15 protein-coding genes are annotated in these 15,809 nt (G+C 48.0%); 4 read left to right on the top strand and 11 right to left on the bottom strand.

The window, feature by feature from the left end:
- The first annotated feature begins 230 nt into the window (after positions 1–230).
- Entirely contained in the window at positions 231–1,301 is a 1,071-nt protein-coding gene (locus BUF15_RS05440) for a hypothetical protein (RefSeq protein WP_073612449.1), read from the top strand.
- 60 nt (positions 1,302–1,361) lie between these two features.
- On the opposite strand, the gene BUF15_RS05435 is transcribed toward BUF15_RS05440, so the two are convergent.
- The 5 genes from BUF15_RS05435 to BUF15_RS05415 all read right to left on the bottom strand — a co-directional run bounded on the left by BUF15_RS05435 (position 1,362) and on the right by BUF15_RS05415 (position 6,360).
- Positions 1,362–1,994 carry a lytic transglycosylase domain-containing protein gene (locus BUF15_RS05435; RefSeq protein ID WP_234981118.1) on the bottom strand — a complete coding sequence of 211 codons (633 nt, stop codon included), beginning with the start codon at positions 1,992–1,994 and terminating at the stop codon, positions 1,362–1,364.
- A gap of 2 nt (positions 1,995–1,996) precedes the next feature.
- The gene (locus BUF15_RS05430) at positions 1,997–3,310 is read right to left on the bottom strand and encodes a M18 family aminopeptidase (protein ID WP_073612448.1); all 1,314 of its coding nucleotides are present in this window, start codon (positions 3,308–3,310) and stop codon (positions 1,997–1,999) included.
- 49 nt (positions 3,311–3,359) lie between these two features.
- Positions 3,360–4,136, bottom strand: a complete 777-nt coding sequence (locus BUF15_RS05425; protein ID WP_073612447.1) for a putative metalloprotease CJM1_0395 family protein — start codon at positions 4,134–4,136, stop codon at positions 3,360–3,362.
- Positions 4,137–4,263: 127 nt separating this feature from the next.
- On the bottom strand, positions 4,264–5,271 hold the full coding sequence (locus BUF15_RS05420; RefSeq protein WP_073612446.1) for a TIGR00266 family protein: 1,008 nt from the start codon (positions 5,269–5,271) through the stop codon (positions 4,264–4,266).
- 123 nt (positions 5,272–5,394) lie between these two features.
- A complete protein-coding gene (locus BUF15_RS05415) occupies positions 5,395–6,360 on the bottom strand; it encodes a hypothetical protein (protein WP_073612445.1) in 966 nt (321 codons plus the stop codon).
- Positions 6,361–6,725: 365 nt separating this feature from the next.
- Between BUF15_RS05415 and BUF15_RS05410 the strand changes: the two genes are divergently transcribed.
- Complete coding sequence (locus BUF15_RS05410) at positions 6,726–7,655, top strand: manganese-dependent inorganic pyrophosphatase (protein ID WP_073612444.1); 930 nt, start codon at positions 6,726–6,728, stop codon at positions 7,653–7,655.
- Positions 7,656–7,772: 117 nt separating this feature from the next.
- On the opposite strand, the gene BUF15_RS05405 is transcribed toward BUF15_RS05410, so the two are convergent.
- Positions 7,773–9,167 (bottom strand): UshA-like (seleno)protein, encoded by a 1,395-nt coding sequence (locus BUF15_RS05405; protein WP_268753164.1) that lies wholly within the window; start codon positions 9,165–9,167, stop codon positions 7,773–7,775.
- A gap of 434 nt (positions 9,168–9,601) precedes the next feature.
- Between BUF15_RS05405 and BUF15_RS05400 the strand changes: the two genes are divergently transcribed.
- Both BUF15_RS05400 and BUF15_RS05395 read left to right on the top strand, forming a co-directional pair.
- Positions 9,602–10,117, top strand: a complete 516-nt coding sequence (locus BUF15_RS05400) for a nitroreductase family protein (RefSeq protein ID WP_073612442.1) — start codon at positions 9,602–9,604, stop codon at positions 10,115–10,117.
- 4 nt (positions 10,118–10,121) lie between these two features.
- Positions 10,122–10,637 (top strand): hypothetical protein, encoded by a 516-nt coding sequence (locus BUF15_RS05395; protein ID WP_084553526.1) that lies wholly within the window; start codon positions 10,122–10,124, stop codon positions 10,635–10,637.
- 107 nt (positions 10,638–10,744) lie between these two features.
- Here the strand turns inward: BUF15_RS05395 and BUF15_RS05390 are convergent, their stop codons facing one another.
- From BUF15_RS05390 to pheA, 5 genes are all read right to left on the bottom strand, one after another.
- Entirely contained in the window at positions 10,745–11,911 is a 1,167-nt protein-coding gene (locus BUF15_RS05390; RefSeq protein ID WP_073612441.1) for an iron-containing alcohol dehydrogenase, read from the bottom strand.
- A 14-nt stretch (positions 11,912–11,925) separates the two neighbouring features.
- Positions 11,926–12,825, bottom strand: coding sequence for a 16S rRNA (adenine(1518)-N(6)/adenine(1519)-N(6))-dimethyltransferase RsmA (rsmA, locus tag BUF15_RS05385; protein WP_073612440.1), 900 nt, complete (start codon positions 12,823–12,825; stop codon positions 11,926–11,928).
- A 19-nt stretch (positions 12,826–12,844) separates the two neighbouring features.
- Positions 12,845–13,345 carry a DUF2062 domain-containing protein gene (locus BUF15_RS05380; protein WP_073612439.1) on the bottom strand — a complete coding sequence of 167 codons (501 nt, stop codon included), beginning with the start codon at positions 13,343–13,345 and terminating at the stop codon, positions 12,845–12,847.
- 12 nt (positions 13,346–13,357) lie between these two features.
- Positions 13,358–14,359 carry a tRNA (adenosine(37)-N6)-threonylcarbamoyltransferase complex transferase subunit TsaD gene (gene tsaD, locus BUF15_RS05375; protein ID WP_073612438.1) on the bottom strand — a complete coding sequence of 334 codons (1,002 nt, stop codon included), beginning with the start codon at positions 14,357–14,359 and terminating at the stop codon, positions 13,358–13,360.
- Positions 14,360–14,524: 165 nt separating this feature from the next.
- Positions 14,525–15,610 carry a prephenate dehydratase gene (gene pheA, locus BUF15_RS05370; protein ID WP_073612437.1) on the bottom strand — a complete coding sequence of 362 codons (1,086 nt, stop codon included), beginning with the start codon at positions 15,608–15,610 and terminating at the stop codon, positions 14,525–14,527.
- Positions 15,611–15,809: the final 199 nt, after the last annotated feature.

Here is a 15,809-nt window from a genome sequence, read left to right as displayed (position 1 = left end):
ACCTTCATTGACCGCCGTTTTTATCTACAAATTTCGCGAAATCAATTGGATGTCGTATGGACGCATCCTGATCCATAGGTAATTAATTAAATACTATAATGTGAGGCTGTCAACATTTTTAGCTAAAGTTTGTGAAAAAGAGTGTCGAGACAGATAGAGCTGGATTCTGCTCGACGGTCAGGGAAGGCTTTCGGGATTTGCGGTATCTATAACGCCAAGGAGGGCCGGTTATGATAATTCAGGATTCTTCTATTCAACTTCATTCGGAACATACAGCAATAGAAAAGAACAAGCGCATGGAGAGTCTCCGGATGTGGCAGAGACGACCTGATGCAACAGGAGAAAAAGACAACAGTCTGTTTGGTCACCACGGCAAGGGTAGACGTGCTGGTCATGCCGATCGTATCGCTCTTTCTCAACAGGCGCAGGCGGCACAACCTCAAAGAGCAGTGGCCACCGATGTGCCGGAAGAGGAAAAAAACATTGCCAATTTGAATATCAGGATATTGCGAGCGATGATCCAGCGTTTAACCGGTAAGGTAATGGATATTAAATTGCCCCAGGATGTCGCTCCAGAGACTGCAGCTGAAGGTAACAATGAAGTGGCCGTTGATGCACCTGCACGGGACTCAGCAGGATTTGGTTTGGAATACGATTACTACCAGTCGCATTACGAGTATGAAGCTACTAGCTTCAACGCAAATGGTAAAATTACCACAGCGGACGGTATGCAAATCGATTTCAATGTGCAGATGAACATGAGCCGTGAATTTATGCAGGAACAGCAGGTCAGCATAAGAGCAGGCGATGCGGTGAAAGATCCTCTCACTATCAACTATAACGGAAGTTCTGCCGAATTGACCCAGACGTCATTCGCCTTTGATATCGATATGGACGGCAGACAGGACCAGATAGCTTTTACCAAGCCAGGTAGTGGTTTTCTTGCTCTTGATAAAAACGAAGATGGCCAAATAAACAATGGTAGTGAACTCTTTGGGCCCACCACCGGCAGTGGATTCGGAGAGCTGGCAACCTATGATGAAGATGGCAACGGCTGGATTGATGAGAATGACAACATATTTGATAAATTACGTATATGGTCGAAGAACAGCTCAGGTGAGAACCAGCTCTTCTCTCTAGGCGAGGTGGGAATCGGGGCCATATATCTCAATCACATCTCAACTCCGTTCTCTTTGAAAAACGAAGAAAACATGCTCTTGGGCCAGGTTCGTGACACTGGACTTTTCATCCGGGAGGACGGTTCGGTAGGAACGGTACAGCAGATAGATTTAGCTGTGTAGAGCTCATTCAATCTTGTAAAAGCCACAGGTATTTCCAACTTCCAGAGGTGTGCTGTGTTTTCAGTAACGCAGTGCACCTTTTTGTTTGAGCAAAAAGATGTAGTAGCCGTTAACCTTGCCGATAAGATCTTTCGTTTCAAGATAGGGTGCATGTTGGCCGATAGCGAGCGAGCTCGTGTTTTCTCCGGCATTCCAGGCCGAAATCACCAGATCCAGCCTGCCGTCAAACATATGGTTGTATTTTGCGATCAGGTAACAGGTGAGCAGGATGTTGGTGGCCGGGTCAAAGAGATCGTCACGGCTAAGATCTCTTAATCTTTCCTTGGATACATAGCGAAAGTGTGTCGACGAGCCATAGAGATCGCGGGCAGCCATTTGTCCTGTCGTCAGAATGATCTGGCCAAGACCTATGGCATTTTTTGATGACACAGCATTAGGGTCGGCGCCGGATTCGGCCAGAATCAGCGCCCGGATGAAATCTGCACTTACCCGGTACCGGGGGCGAAAATAGCTGAAACTTGTGAAGTAGTCTATCAGATGATTGTAATGGTTGAGACGTTCTAACGCCTCAGATGAAACGGCGGTTGACCGGTATTTCCTTATATATTCGCTGAGATTTGCCTGTGATGATCCTGGAAGGCATAATTGTACCATTGCGCCAAAAAACAGGATAAAGAAGGGAAGACGATGCAAGATCAGCCTCTACGGTGAATGTTCTCTGTAGCAAAGAATGTGCTGATTGCCTTATAGAGAAGATACGGGTCGTTACTGCCCGTTAACTCACGGATAGAGTGCATACCAAGGGTAGGAGCGCCTACATCTATAGTCTCAACACCCAACCGGGCAGCGGTCATGGGGCCGATGGTGCTGCCGCATGGCATATCGGTACGCATGACAAATTCCTGAACGGGAATTTCCGCCTCAGCAGCGAGTAATTTAAACAAACTTGCTGAACGAGAGTTGGTTGCATAACGCTGGTTGGCGTTGATCTTGATCACCGGGCCGCCGTTTAATATGATGTCGTGGCCGGAGTCTGATTTATCTCTGAAGTTTGGATGAACAGCATGGGCGTTATCAATCGAAATAAGAAACGAATTCCGCAAGCTGATCTGACGAAGTTCTGGGTCGGGCGCGAGTCTTGAAAAAACAGCATCGATAAAAGCCCCGTTGGCTCCTGTGGTTGAGGTCGAGCCGTTCTCTTCGTGGTTCGTGCAGAGAAAAAGGCTGTTGCGATCAGTTCCAGCCTCGGTGATGGCCTGCAAGGCGGTGTGGCAGCTGAGCAGGTTGTCCAGTCGGCCGGAGGCAATAAACTCGTTATTCAAGCCAAGGGTGGTGGCTTTCTGGTGGTCGTAGCAGAACAGGTCAAATCCCAGTATGGTCTGCAGTTTTATGCCAGGATACTGCTTAAGGAGTTGCACTGAGAGAATTTCATGAAACTGTGGCAACTGGTCTGATAGTATCTGGGCAAGCAGTGGCGGTAATGCTTTTTGTTTATCGATGGCTCGACCGTTGTTGGCTTCACGATCAAAATGAATGGCTAGACTCGGAATAGTAAGCAGCGGCCGGTTAAAATCGATCAGATAGTCGACAAGGTTGTTCGTAGCGTCAACACAGCAGAGCCTGCCAGCCAACGACAGGTCTCGGTCGAACCATGGATTTAACAGTGGCCCCCCGTAAATTTCCACTCCCAGTTGCAGGTAGGGAGGCGAGTGAACATCAGCGCGTGGTTTCAATTGCAGGCAGGGGCTGTCACTGTGGCTGGCCACCATCCGAAATCCATTACTCACATCCTCTTTGCTGCCAAGAATAAAGGCAACAAGAGCTCCGTTCTCACGGATCACAAAATACCCCTTGCCTTTATCGAGCTGCCAGCGTTCATGTTCAAACAGCTCTGTCATATGAGCTTTCAATAACTGCTGCCTAAGCTCGGCAACTGCATGGAAGGCTGTGGGAGAATTATCCAGATAACGGAAAAGACTGTCGTTATACTCCACGAAATTGGTGGTCATAGTATATTGGATATCTATATTGTTGGATGGATTGGAGGGCAGAACGTCACTATGCAGATCGCTGGTCTTGAGCCTGCATATCTCTATATGCCCGGATCATGACGCTAATGAGTACACCACCAGGAGAGATGCCTGATGGTCGTGGACCGACTGCACCGGCAAGCGGGTCTTCCACATGAACTCCCTCATCTTCAGCAGGGTCTGTGTCCACAAGATCATTTGCCAGCAAATCGCTTTGACGTGACATCATGATTTCCTGCCGGGCTTGTGAAGCCTTCATGGAGGCCTGGGCGGCAATTTGTCTGTCGGCAGCGGAAGGCTGCGCCGGGGCAAGCGCGGCGGCCCTGATACGTTCCATCTTACGGATGGTTTCTTGCGGGCTTGCTCCGCTGCTTATGTCTACAGGTACCTCACCGCTGACAGCGTAACGGTTGCCATCGGGACCAACCTGAAAGGTGAAACTGGCTCCTCCAGCTGCATATTGACCTGCAGCTGCGAGATGTGCCTGTTCGTGTGTACGAACTTCCCGATCACGGGTTTTCAGGTTTGTGAGCTTGAGATATTCCTCCTGACTCAACTCTTCCGTAGGAGATGTGTTTGGATTGGCATTGGCAGCGGGCGTTTCCTGCTTTTCATTATTCTCATCTGCAGTCTGGCTAATTTCGCGAGCCTCTGGTGAGAGCTCGACACGGTCTGATTGTGATGTGTAAGACCATTCGACGCTTGAGCGATTGCCTTGAGATTCACCGGGGTTTGAGCGAGCACCTGATGGCGCCCCTGAAAATCCTGATCCAACCGCAATATATGAAGAAACTGCTGTTTCCATCGGACACGTCCTGCTAATGCTGTACTTCAATTAAAGTATAGTACAACGGCGGCGCAAAGGCAATGTCTCCTTAATTTTGTATGTCTCCAGATCGCAATGATAGGTAATGAAAGTATATCAAAATCGATCAGCGCTGAAACAGGTTACCTAATTCGCCAAGTACCGACCCCTCGCCCTTGTTTGAAAAACCACTATTGTTCTGGGGAGCGGATTCATGAATGCGTCCAGCGAGGCGAGAGAAAGGTAACGACTGTAACCAAACATGTCCCGGCCCTCGCAATGTGGCAAAGAAAAATCCCTCTCCGCCAAAGAGAGCCGATTTTACTCCGCCAACGAATTCAATATCGTAATTGACCTGCTGGGTTAAGGCAACCAGGCAGCCTGTATCGACTCGAAGTGTCTCACCGGCTTTTAATTCTTTTTCGACTATAGTCCCACCGGCGTGCACGAAAATCAAGCCATCGCCTTCAAGTTTCTGCATGATAAACCCTTCACCGCCAAAGAGCGCTGCGCCAATCTTTTTCTGAAATGCAACGCCAATAGCAACGCCTTTGGCGGCACAGAGAAAGGCATCTTTTTGACAGACTATTTTACCTTGGTAATTGCGGAGGTCTAAGGGAATAATTTTGCCGGGATAGGGAGAAGCAAAAGCGACTCTGCCTTTGTTGGTACCATTATATGTGAAGACGGTGGTAAAAAGACTTTCGCCAGTAATAAGACGTTTGCCGGCACCGAGCATTTTGTCCATAAATCCACCCGCGGCGGAACTCTGGCTGCCGTCGCCGAAGATGGTTTCCATCTGGATGCCATCGGTCATATACATCATGGCCCCTGCTTCAGCCACTGCACTTTCCTGTGGGTCGAGCTCTATCTCAACAAACTGCATTTCCGTGCCAAAGATCTCGTAGTCGATCTCATGCGCGGCGATGGTTCTACCGCCTGGCATGGGTGGTGCAGCTACGTTAACTGGTTGCAGGAGTTCGGCAATGTCGGATATGGGGGTCCAGTCTTGAAAGCCCTGACGCCACACCAGTGTTTCCCTGGTGTAGGTGCCAGACTGTAATCCCTGGCTGATCTGAGCCGAAGAAAAAGGACCCAATTGTTGTCCATGTTGCGCGATATACCATGTGTTCATAGCAGTTCCTGTAGAGTTGTTGTTCTTCTAGAATAGCAAAAGCAATATCCAGCATTCATAACAAGGCGTAGAGCAGTAATTGAAAAAACTGAATCATCTGAATCGATTATTCTATGGTCCATGCTAGAGATATTTTTCTTTCAAATCATAGAGGTTGTCAAGATAGTGTTCCTTCAGCTGCAACTGGTTGCCACTGTTTTCAATTTCTCCGATGAGGTTGTCGATCGCAGGACGGATATCAATACCATGGCGGTTGCGGCCGCTCTGAACCGCTTCTTCAACAACGAGAATTGAATAATAGCTGACTATCATCCGGAGCGAGGAGTCACGCCGAAAAAGATACAGTCTGCCACCCATGGTGGTGAGAAAAAAGCCTGCATAATCATATAGCGCGTCCTCTTTTAGGTCGATGGAAAAGGATTCGCGTAGGTAATCCGGTTGTTTGGAAATGCTGTAAAAGTCGGACAGAATCTTTTCGTAGCTCTGATGCTCGTGGGAAATGATGGCTTTCATGGCAAGTATATTCTGCCGGCCAACTACCCGAAAAAAGTGTGCGGTATTTTGTAAAATGGTGAAAAGGTCATTGGTTTCTCCGGATACAACTGGCGGTGTATCAAGCATTTTCTGAATAAGCTGAGAAAAGTATACGTTGCTGGCGGAGTCAAAATGGAAATTTCTGACATACGGTTGCTGATCAAGATGAGAGTAGAATGCTTCAATTGCAGCCCGGGACTCTGAAGGTTCCTGGTGACTTGATCCTGGCGCTTCAGGTTGATCTATGGTTCCAGCTTGCTGTTCCTCCGGTTGAACTGCAAGTTGAGATGCTGGTAACTCGGATTGTGAAATGGAACCAGATTGCTCTCCCTGATCAATGGCGATTGAGCCGTTTTGAGAGGAGGGCGAATGAGAAGTGAGATTGTATTGCTGCTGGCTCCCGTCAGATAGTGAGGCAGCAGGCAATGGCTGGGCGGCAACGGGTACATTTTCTCGGACGACCAATATCTCTTCGCTTGGTTTTTGCTGAAAATATTGGAAAGCAATTACGGCCCCTCCACCTACGCTGCAAATGAGCAGTAGAAAAGGCAGCATACTCCGTTGTCTTTTCTTTTTTCGGGGCTGTCGGGTAGCTTCATTGATTTTTGCTTGCATAATAGGGGTGGCAGACCAATGCGTTGAATAAATTGATAGGATGCCAAAATATAATCCAGCATTGGTTCAAAGTCACGGGTCAAATATTCTTCCTTGTATTAGATGAGAAACCATAGGGAATCGGATACTTGGTAGACATGCTTGGATACTGTCGGCGGAAGCATTCCTTATGCCTTTTTCTTCTTGACTGAGAAGCACGAAAACACTATGTTAAGCAGTCAATTTTTTAACGAAAAACAGTCCTCATGACTTTGTGCATATTTTCAGTAGTAATGGTTTAAAACTTAATTTTAATGGAGGAAAAAATGGCAATTTGTGTAGTAGGACATTCCAACCCGGATACCGATTCTGTTACTTCTGCTATCTCTCTTGCAGCTCTTCTGAATGCTCAGGGCCAGGAAGCAAAAGCCTGTATGCAGTGTGCCGCAGCTGACCTCAATCCCGAAAGTGCTATGGTACTTGAGCGATTCGGTCTTGCTGCTCCAGAGCAGATTGCAGATGCAGCTGGCAAGGACATCGCCCTTGTTGACTTCAGCGACATCGCGCAGGGACCTGCTGGTCTTGACAAAGCAAACGTCGTTACGATCGTTGACCATCATAAAATTGGCGATGTTACCACCAACAACCCAATTCTGTTCCGTGCCGAGCCGGTAGGTTGCACCGGAACCGTCCTGAACAAGATGTTCAAGGATGCTGGTGTTGCTATTCCTAAGGCTGTTGCTGGCGGTATGTTGGCAGCTATCCTGAGTGATACCGTTAATTTCAAATCACCGACCTGTACCGACGACGACAAGGCTGCTGTTGCAGACCTGAAAGTTGTTGCTGGTGTTGAAGACACCGAATCTCTCTTCATGGATATGCTGAAAGCAAAATCTTCAGTTGCTGGAGTTCCTGCCAAAGATCTGCTTTTCCGTGATTACAAAGATTTTGACATGAAAGGCAACAAAGTTGGCGTTGGCCAGCTTGAACTTGCTACCCTTGACCAGGTAGCTGACATTCGTGCCGATCTCATGAAAGCCATGGAAGCCGTTAAAGCCGATGGTCGTCACTCTGTACTGTTGATGCTCACCGACGTTGTTAAAGAAGGCACCGATCTCGTCGTTCTTTCCGATGATCCTGCTCTGATCGAGAGCGCTTTCAATGGTAAGCTTGCCAATAGCTCCATGTGGGTTGACGGCATGATGAGCCGTAAAAAGCAGACCATTCCGAACCTGCAGAAAGCTTTCGGCTGCTAATAACGCAACCGCTATTTAAGCTTTCAACTGGAGAATCGGTTGGAGTAAGAAAAAGGGCTGTCCTTCAATGAGGGCAGCCCTTTTTTATTATTCTTTTTTTGAATATGAAAAAAGATATTAATCCAGAACGCAGCCAAGCTGACTAAGTCGAGTTTGAAAGTTGAACTGTGCATCCATTTCCGGAGTATGACAGATGGTGCAGGTGGCTTTCGTGACCTCTTTGAAGGTTTTAGCCTCTCCTTTCGAATCCACATGCATCTTCCCCGCACCATGACAAGACTCACAACCAACATTGGTAAGCTCTTGCGGTAGCGTCAGCAGATTCGAACGCATTTCACTGCCGATATTGCCATTCATATCCCAGGTAACGTGACAACTTAGGCAGCGTACATTGTATTGCTGCTGTTCTCTGGTGAGACTCTCAATAGCTCTAGCATGAGCACTGTCCAGCCACTTTGCATATTGCTTGTTGTGACATTCACCACATTGTCCTGAACCTGTAAATCCCCCTTGGGAAGATGACGTACTATCAACAGGGCCGGAGGACACCTCTGGCGGCTTGGCCATCCTCGCCTTGCGATTAGTCGAGGCGATTTCCTGCTTTAAGAGCTCAAGCTGTTGGTCGATGGCAGGATTCTTTTTTATATGATCAGCAAGGGAACGGAATCTGAAAGTGTAAGTGTCTGGCTGAACATTTTGCGGATTGGCCTGCAACTCCTTCAAGACCCGGAGGTTGTTCTGTAACCGATCAACTTTCGTGGTGTTGTCTTTGTTGTCTGCTTCTACTGTCTGCAGTTGCTGCTGATACCGTTTTTCCAGATCCGCAATAATTGTTGGGCTATCCGTCAGGACTGCTTGCCAGACAACACTTTTGGACCAGCTGACATTCAGAATGCCGAGGTACTTTCCCCGGGTATGTGTTTGGGTGAAAAGACTATTGTGTTTGATCAGCGGGGCAACGTTGCCAGCTTTCGGATCAGAGGAGATGATCAGTTGAATCTGTGGAAATAGCTCAGCAATGGCATCGTTTTCTGATTTTTCGAGAGTGGAGAGCAAGATTATAAAATCACAGGCAGTGGAGAGTTCGTCTATATACTGGGGCAGGGACTCCTGCCAACTTACCGTAACATAATCGGTCGCAGGTGTGATATTTCCTGTAAGCCCGACGATACCCACTCTCGTCTCGCCGATATTTTTCACGACCCATGGTGAAAATATTGGTTTTCCTGATGGGGTCAGAAGGTTTGCAGAAATCCAGGGCGTTCCTGAAGCAAAAGTCCTGGTAACCAGTTCCAGGCCGGCCGTGAGATCGTATGGGCCGATAGCCATGGCATCATAGTGGAGGGTGGTATATACCTCCACTATGGTTTTGGCTGTCAACACATCCTGGTCAAGGATTTGTGCTTTGTCTGCAGCTTTGAAAAGGATATTGCCTGAGTCAAGCAGCAAAACCGGTGTGTCGCTTTTCTTCAACTCTTCTATGATTGTTGCGCGCCTGGACAGACCGCCCAGTTGATTGGACTTTCAGCCACATGGTTCGGATTCCCCATAAAGGTTTGATGAGTAAACGGTGATAAATTCCTTACCCACCCCTGCAATTGCAGTCTGGACCTGGAGTGTCGCTAAAAAGAGAACAACTGAAATTGTAAATTGTAGTGCGAGTAAAGACCGCATGGAGCTCCTGAGTAGTCTGGAAAATAAATAGAGGACAACATGGCTCGCTAATAGCCTGAACGACCTCTGATACTGTATGAGAAAAAGTATCCGAATGATCTCTACGATCCTATTTGTTTTTTCAGTAATTATCAATGAAAGGCATTGAGTGAAAACAAGATGTTCCCATTTTGTAGAGCCTACAAAATGGCTCGACAATGAATGAAAAGTATACTAATCACAGATAGATTCAATAATCATTTCAACCTTTAGTTCGAATAACTGTGGTGACTATGCATACAGATCTTCTGCAAGTGGTAAAAGAGAGAAGAAGCGTGCGGGAATTCACGAATGAGCCTGTTTCGCAGATCGATATTATGAACATACTCGAAGCGGGCTGTTGGGCCCCGTCGGTACGTAATAATCAACCCTGGAAGTTTGTAGTTATATCAGACCCGGGAATGCGTGCGATACTTTCTGAACATTCCATTTATTCCACTATTATCTCACAGTGCCCTGTCGTCATTGCTGTCTACCTTGAAGATGACAAGGGCACCAGCTCGGCAATGGGTAACCAGGCGATTGGTGCAGCTATCCAGAATATGTTACTCGTTGCGGAAGATATAGGGCTTGGTGGCGTCTGGCTTGGTGACATTCAAGACTGCCGCGATAAGATTAATATCGAGTTAGGCATTGCCGAAAAGTATAATCTTGCGGCTATGCTTGCTATCGGCTATCCTGCGCACAGAAATCAGAAATCACACAGAAAACATGTAAATGATTTTATACTTAAAAATATAGGAGGATAATTATATGTCCAGCTCAACCGCAGTTCGGCCTACTGTTTTTTATCTGTGCGTCGCGCTTCTCTCCCTGATGATGCTTGGCGGCTGTTCGACATCAAATCCTTTTGGCTCTTCGAGCGGCTCTCAGGTTGCCCCGACAGACATGGAGCCGTTTTCAGCGAAAGTTGCCGATTTTGATGATCTCGAAATACCTATGGACATGAAGTATAACAACGATGATAGCATGGTCATTCGTACCACATCCTTCGAGGGTGGCATCCTCACCTACAGTGGTAGGGTTGAACTTGATTCTCTGAAACTTTTCATGATATCGGCACTGGAAAACAAACAATGGAAACTGGTTGGTGAGGCCCAAACCAAAAGGACGTTGCTTGCATTTACCAAGCCGAACAAGACCTGCATGGTCGTCCTTGAAGAGGGTTTTGGCGGGAAATATGGCTACACCAACGCAACACTCTATGTTACCGTGGATATGGCTGCTTCCGGTCGACTTAATCCTTTCGGAGAGCCGCTCACAAACTGATTTTTGTTTCACAATAAAGCATAAAAAATCCCCTGGTTCATGTGCAATTGAGCCAGGGGATTTTTTTATTGTTATGGAATCTGTTTTTGTCGGCGTAACAACTTGATCTATAACGGTCTGCAGGCGAAGAGGATTTTGGAAATTTTTTCTTTGTCATACTCGCGTATCCTCCATATTCGTGCCAAGGGCAAGCTGTTTTCGGCCAGATTTTCAATCTGCCCACTGTGTATTCCAATAGCAGCAAGCGTCGTTGGAAGCCCCATGGTGAAAAGCCATTTTTCGAATACCTCTATAGCCTGTTGAGCTGCATCAGCACCGGAAAACTCAAGCGAAAATGCCCGACTGAAAAAACGGGAGATGCGGTCGGGGATAACCTCGGCATTACTTCTCAGCCAGCCGGGAATGATAATCGCCAGACCAGCTCCGTGTGGAATGTCATAGAGTGCGGAAAGTGAGTGTTCAATAAGGTGCATCGGAAATCCAACTTTGCCAAGACCCGCTGCTGCCATACCGTTCAAGGCAAGCCCCGCAGCCCACATGAGGGTGGCTCGTGCTTCATAGTCGTCAGGGCGGGCGAGAGCCGCATCGCATCCATATACAATGGATCGGGCCAGTCCCTCCATGTACTGTTCTTGAACATGGATCCCTGTTTGTGTGGTGGTCAGGTAAAACTCGAGAAGATGAGCAAGGGCATCAATTGCACCGTAGGCGGTGTAATTTGCAGAAACACTATATGTGGTTTGCGGATCCATTATAGCGACCCGCGGGAAAAGCAGCCTGTGAGCAAAACCGAATTTGAGATCTGATTCGGTTTTGGTTAATACCATCCCTGAATTCATTTCCGAGCCGGATGCTGCCATGGTGCTGATTGCGACCAGCGGTAATGCGCCTTTCACAGACTTTTTGCCGGTGAAAAATTTCCAGACATCATGTTCCACCAGTGCTCCGGCACTGATCGCTTTGGCGGAATCGATAACCGAGCCGCCTCCAAGAGCGCAGATAACGTCTATGTTGTGGGCTTTTGCCGTTGTGATACCCTGGTGAACATGGGTAAGCGTAGGATTTGGCTGCACTTCTCCAAAGCAAACGACTTCCATCCCCGCATCCTGTAATGAAGACTGAACCTGCTGGAGTAAACCACTCTTGGCGGCAGAAGTTCTGCCATGGACCAGAAGTACCCTTTGCCCAAGTTGTCGAGCTTCCTGGCCGCACATAGGGACTGTGCCCTGACCAAAAAGTACTTTGGTGGGATTGTGAAAGACAAAGTTATGCATCGAGCTTTGGAAGCTTAGGTTCCTTGGAGAACAAGAGATTCAACAGCGATGGCCAGCCGAATAAAGTCTTCAAGGCATAGAACTTCTGGTCGAAGAGAAGGGGTGAGGCCGGCAAGGATGATCGCTTGCTCCGCGAGTTGTTTTGCCTGGGCCTTATCGGCAATACCCTCTTCATTTGAAAAACTCATGCCACTCAAGGTGTTTAGGATGGTCTTTCTTCGCTGGTTAAAGGTTGTCCGGACAATGCGTTGCAAGTATTTAAATGAAAATGGCGTACCGTCAGCCGACTGAAATGGAGTGTGACTGAAGTCGATGCGGATGACCACGGAATCGATTTTTGGCCGCGGGTGAAACTCAGCCGGCTTCAAGGTCATCATCTTGCGGATGGTAGCGCAACTCTGCAAGAGAACAGAAGGAACTCCGTATTCCTTCGTTGCCGGCCTGGCCATCAGCCGTTCCGCCACTTCTTTCTGGAGCATAATGGTTGCCCGGGTGACTGCAATGCGGTTTTCAATGAGTTTGAAAATAAATGGGTTGGAGATGGAGTAGGGCAGGTTGGCCATGATTTTCAGCGGTCCGCCGCACTGTTCCATCAATTCACGAAAATCGGCCTTCAGTATATCCTGATGGATGAGTGTGACATTTTCGGGGAGATCGTTCTCATCCTCATGGAAACGGATAATACCGCTGTCAATTTCGACACCGATGACTTTTCTGGCCTGTTCGGCCAACGGTTGGGTGAGGGCACCAAGGCCAACTCCGACCTCGACGACCACATCGTCTTTGTCAACGCCACCTGCGCGAACGATCGCCTCGGCGGTATGCTTATTGACGAGAAAATTCTGGCCGAACCGTTTTTTGGGGGCAAGGCTGTGTTTGTCGAGGGATTGCCTGGTCTGGCCGTATCTGGTCATGGGTTGCAAATAAGATAGTTTAACTGAGAATTTGCTTCTGAATGCGCTTCTTTCTCATAGCGACGAAGAACTTCAGAGAGAGGTAATAGCTGGCAACGGTAAACGGGATGGCGAGAATAACCCCCCCGCTAACCATTACAACTCCGGCCTCAAAGCCGAGACCGGTAATGGTCTTCATTGAATGGGAAAAAGACTCAGAAGACAATAACATATCAAGTACAGTCTTGATTTTCTCCCAGTTAAGATGATAGGGCGTTACAGCGTTGCCAATCATCAGTGAAAAATAGTAGATGGGTATATAGGTTAGCGGGTTGCACACCAGCCAACTGCTCAAGATGCCTGCGATAGCTGAAGTGCGAGTGGCAAGGGCCAGCAAGACAATAACCACCGTATGGAGCGGCATGGTTGGGGTGAGACCGATAAGCACGCCAATGGCAAACCCGCCGGCTAGAGAGTGAGGATCTCCCTTAAGCCGCTGAAATCGTATAAAATAATATTTACCGAGACGGTCAGGTTTCATGCTCTCCGGAACTCAGCCAAGAACGGATCTTGAGTAAACATCTTCTCCGTGATGCATCTCTCCGAACTGGTGATATTTATAGTATCCTGCAAGGGCAATCATAGCCCCGTTGTCTGTGCAGTATGCTGGGCGCGGAACATGGAGCGTACGGCCATCTTTATGACAACGGTCGCTAAAGGCCTGCCGAAGCCGGAGGTTGGAAGAAACGCCGCCGCCAAGAACAATGGTATCAACATTGTGTAATGTAGCCGCTCGAGCCGTTTTTTCAACCAACACTTCAATGACTGCCTCTTGAAATGAGGCGCAGATATCTTCAATTTGCAGGGCTGAATCACTTTGGCGTTCACGATGGCAATGGTTGAGAACGGCCGTTTTGACACCGCTAAAACTAAAGTCGAGGGAGTCTTCGTCGAGCCAGGCTCGTGGAAAAGCTATGGCTTGGCCGTTACCTGCATCTGCCATCTTCGAAACGTGTGGACCACCTGGGTAGGGCAGTTGCAGCAGTTTGGCAACTTTGTCAAATGCTTCTCCGGCTGCGTCATCTCTGGTACGACCGAGATGCTGGAATTCCGTATGGCTTTTCACGAGAAAAATAGAGCTTGTTCCACCAGATGCGATCAGTGCCACGTAGGGAAAAGTAACATCTGATTCAAGGAAAACAGCAAGCAGGTGGCCAGCCATATGGTCGACGCCAATAAACGGTATACCCGCTTGAAAAGAGAGTGCTTTGGCGTAAGAAAAACCAACGAGCAGAGAGCCTATGAGTCCTGGCCCCTGGGTGGCGGCAATAAGATCGATATTTTCTAAACCGCAACCTGCTGTTTCAAGTGCCGACTGGACGATAGGAGTAATATTTTCCAGATGATTGCGAGAGGCGAGTTCTGGAACGACTCCGCCAAACCGGCTATGAATCTGATCCTGGCTACTGAGAACACTGCTCAGCACCTGCCTGCCGTCACGCAGAACGGCGGCTGCGGTATCATCACAGGAGCTCTCGATTCCAAGAATTAGCATGCTGCAAAGTAATGGCGTTAAAGTTCGTTTCGTTGATGAGTTATGTGTCAAACAATCTCACGGGAACGGCACTATAAAAGTGTATGTCCGTAAAGTCAATAATTGTCGGCTTCGGGAAACATCACCGGTGCCGACAATTATTGGTACCTCATCGTACAGCGAGCTTCAAGATTCGCTTCGTGGGTAAGAACCAAGCCATTCGTAATAGGAACAGAGTTCGCGGATGCGCTCACAGCCCCGGGAGATCTGTTCGTCGTTAATATGGCCAAGCATATCAAGGAAGAAAAGATATTTCCACTGTTTGCCCTTAATCGGTCGGGATTCGATTTTGGCAAGGTTGATCTGCTCTTCCGTGAGTATAGTGAGGATCTCATTGAGTGAGCCTGGCCGGTCCATGAGACCGATAAGCAGAGAGGTGCGGTCATTGCCACTGGGCGAGGGGGATTGAGGACCGATGACAAGAAAGCGTGTGGTGTTTCCACGGTAATCCTCTATCCCTTTAACTACTACCTGCAATTCATGTGTTTTAATGGCAAGTGAAGATGCAATAGCGCCGATGTTGGGATTGTTGGCAGCCATCTGGGCGGCGGCACCGGTGGAAAAAACTTGCAACGTCGGCACTGAAGGCAGATTTTTCCGCAACCAGTCACGACATTGGGCAAGGGCCTGGGCATGAGAGGCGACGGTCTGTATATCTTCTATATTGCCGGAACGACAGACAAGATTGTGGCAGATTTCCAGTTGAATTTCGCCACAGATCTGCACCTTATATTTCATAAACGAATCAAGCGTTGAAGAAACGGCACCTTCAATGGAGTTCTCTACTGGGACAACACCATAATTGGTCCGTCCTTTTTCTACTTCGGCAAACACATCAATGATGGTTTCCATTGGCTTGTAACTTGCCGAATGTCCAAAGTATTTTACGCCAGCAAGGTGGGTAAAGGTCGCTTCTGGACCAAGATAGGCAACTTCGGCTTTACGCTGGGATAAACGGCAGGTTGTTATGATCTCATGGAATATTGAACGGAGCGCATCTTCCGGGAAAATTGTCTGGTTCTGATTAAACAGCCTTTCGTAAATCTGTCTTTCGCGCAAGGGATCCCATTTGGCGCGGTTGCTGTCATCCTTCAACTTACCAATCTCCTTGGCATGAGCAAGACGCTCTTTTAAGAGATTGAGAATGGTATTATCTATCTCGTCAATGCGATTACGCACTTGGACTATTTCAGATTTCTTTGTGCTAGTCATGTATTTCCTGTCGGGTGAACTGAACAAGTGTAAAATGAATCGGAGGTAATGCTGGTGAATGTTCGGGAGAAACAGCTTCTTGCGGAATCAAATTAGGTAAAACCTGAAACTCTGTCAAGGCGTAAAAACAATTGCTGGCGATTTCCCTCTTCCCAACAGCCAACGGGACATGGTATTGCTCTTGAGGATGAGCTAACCC

It is taken from the genome of Desulfopila aestuarii DSM 18488 (assembly GCF_900143695.1).
GTDB lineage: Bacteria > Desulfobacterota > Desulfobulbia > Desulfobulbales > Desulfocapsaceae > Desulfopila > Desulfopila aestuarii.
This window is presented reverse-complemented; position numbering and strand designations above follow the sequence as displayed.

Coding starts and splice junctions, on each gene's coding strand:
- BUF15_RS05415 (WP_073612445.1), bottom strand. CDS start 6,360: ATGCTGCCTTTTCTACTGCTCATTTGCAGCGTAGGTGGAGGGGCCGTA.
- BUF15_RS05440 (WP_073612449.1), top strand. CDS start 231: ATGATAATTCAGGATTCTTCTATTCAACTTCATTCGGAACATACAGCA.
- tsaD (WP_073612438.1), bottom strand. CDS start 14,359: ATGCTAATTCTTGGAATCGAGAGCTCCTGTGATGATACCGCAGCCGCC.
- BUF15_RS05395 (WP_084553526.1), top strand. CDS start 10,122: ATGTCCAGCTCAACCGCAGTTCGGCCTACTGTTTTTTATCTGTGCGTC.
- pheA (WP_073612437.1), bottom strand. CDS start 15,610: ATGACTAGCACAAAGAAATCTGAAATAGTCCAAGTGCGTAATCGCATT.
- BUF15_RS05425 (WP_073612447.1), bottom strand. CDS start 4,136: ATGGAAACAGCAGTTTCTTCATATATTGCGGTTGGATCAGGATTTTCA.
- BUF15_RS05390 (WP_073612441.1), bottom strand. CDS start 11,911: ATGCATAACTTTGTCTTTCACAATCCCACCAAAGTACTTTTTGGTCAG.
- BUF15_RS05400 (WP_073612442.1), top strand. CDS start 9,602: ATGCATACAGATCTTCTGCAAGTGGTAAAAGAGAGAAGAAGCGTGCGG.
- rsmA (WP_073612440.1), bottom strand. CDS start 12,825: ATGACCAGATACGGCCAGACCAGGCAATCCCTCGACAAACACAGCCTT.
- BUF15_RS05380 (WP_073612439.1), bottom strand. CDS start 13,345: ATGAAACCTGACCGTCTCGGTAAATATTATTTTATACGATTTCAGCGG.
- BUF15_RS05420 (WP_073612446.1), bottom strand. CDS start 5,271: ATGAACACATGGTATATCGCGCAACATGGACAACAATTGGGTCCTTTT.
- BUF15_RS05410 (WP_073612444.1), top strand. CDS start 6,726: ATGGCAATTTGTGTAGTAGGACATTCCAACCCGGATACCGATTCTGTT.
- BUF15_RS05430 (WP_073612448.1), bottom strand. CDS start 3,310: ATGACCACCAATTTCGTGGAGTATAACGACAGTCTTTTCCGTTATCTG.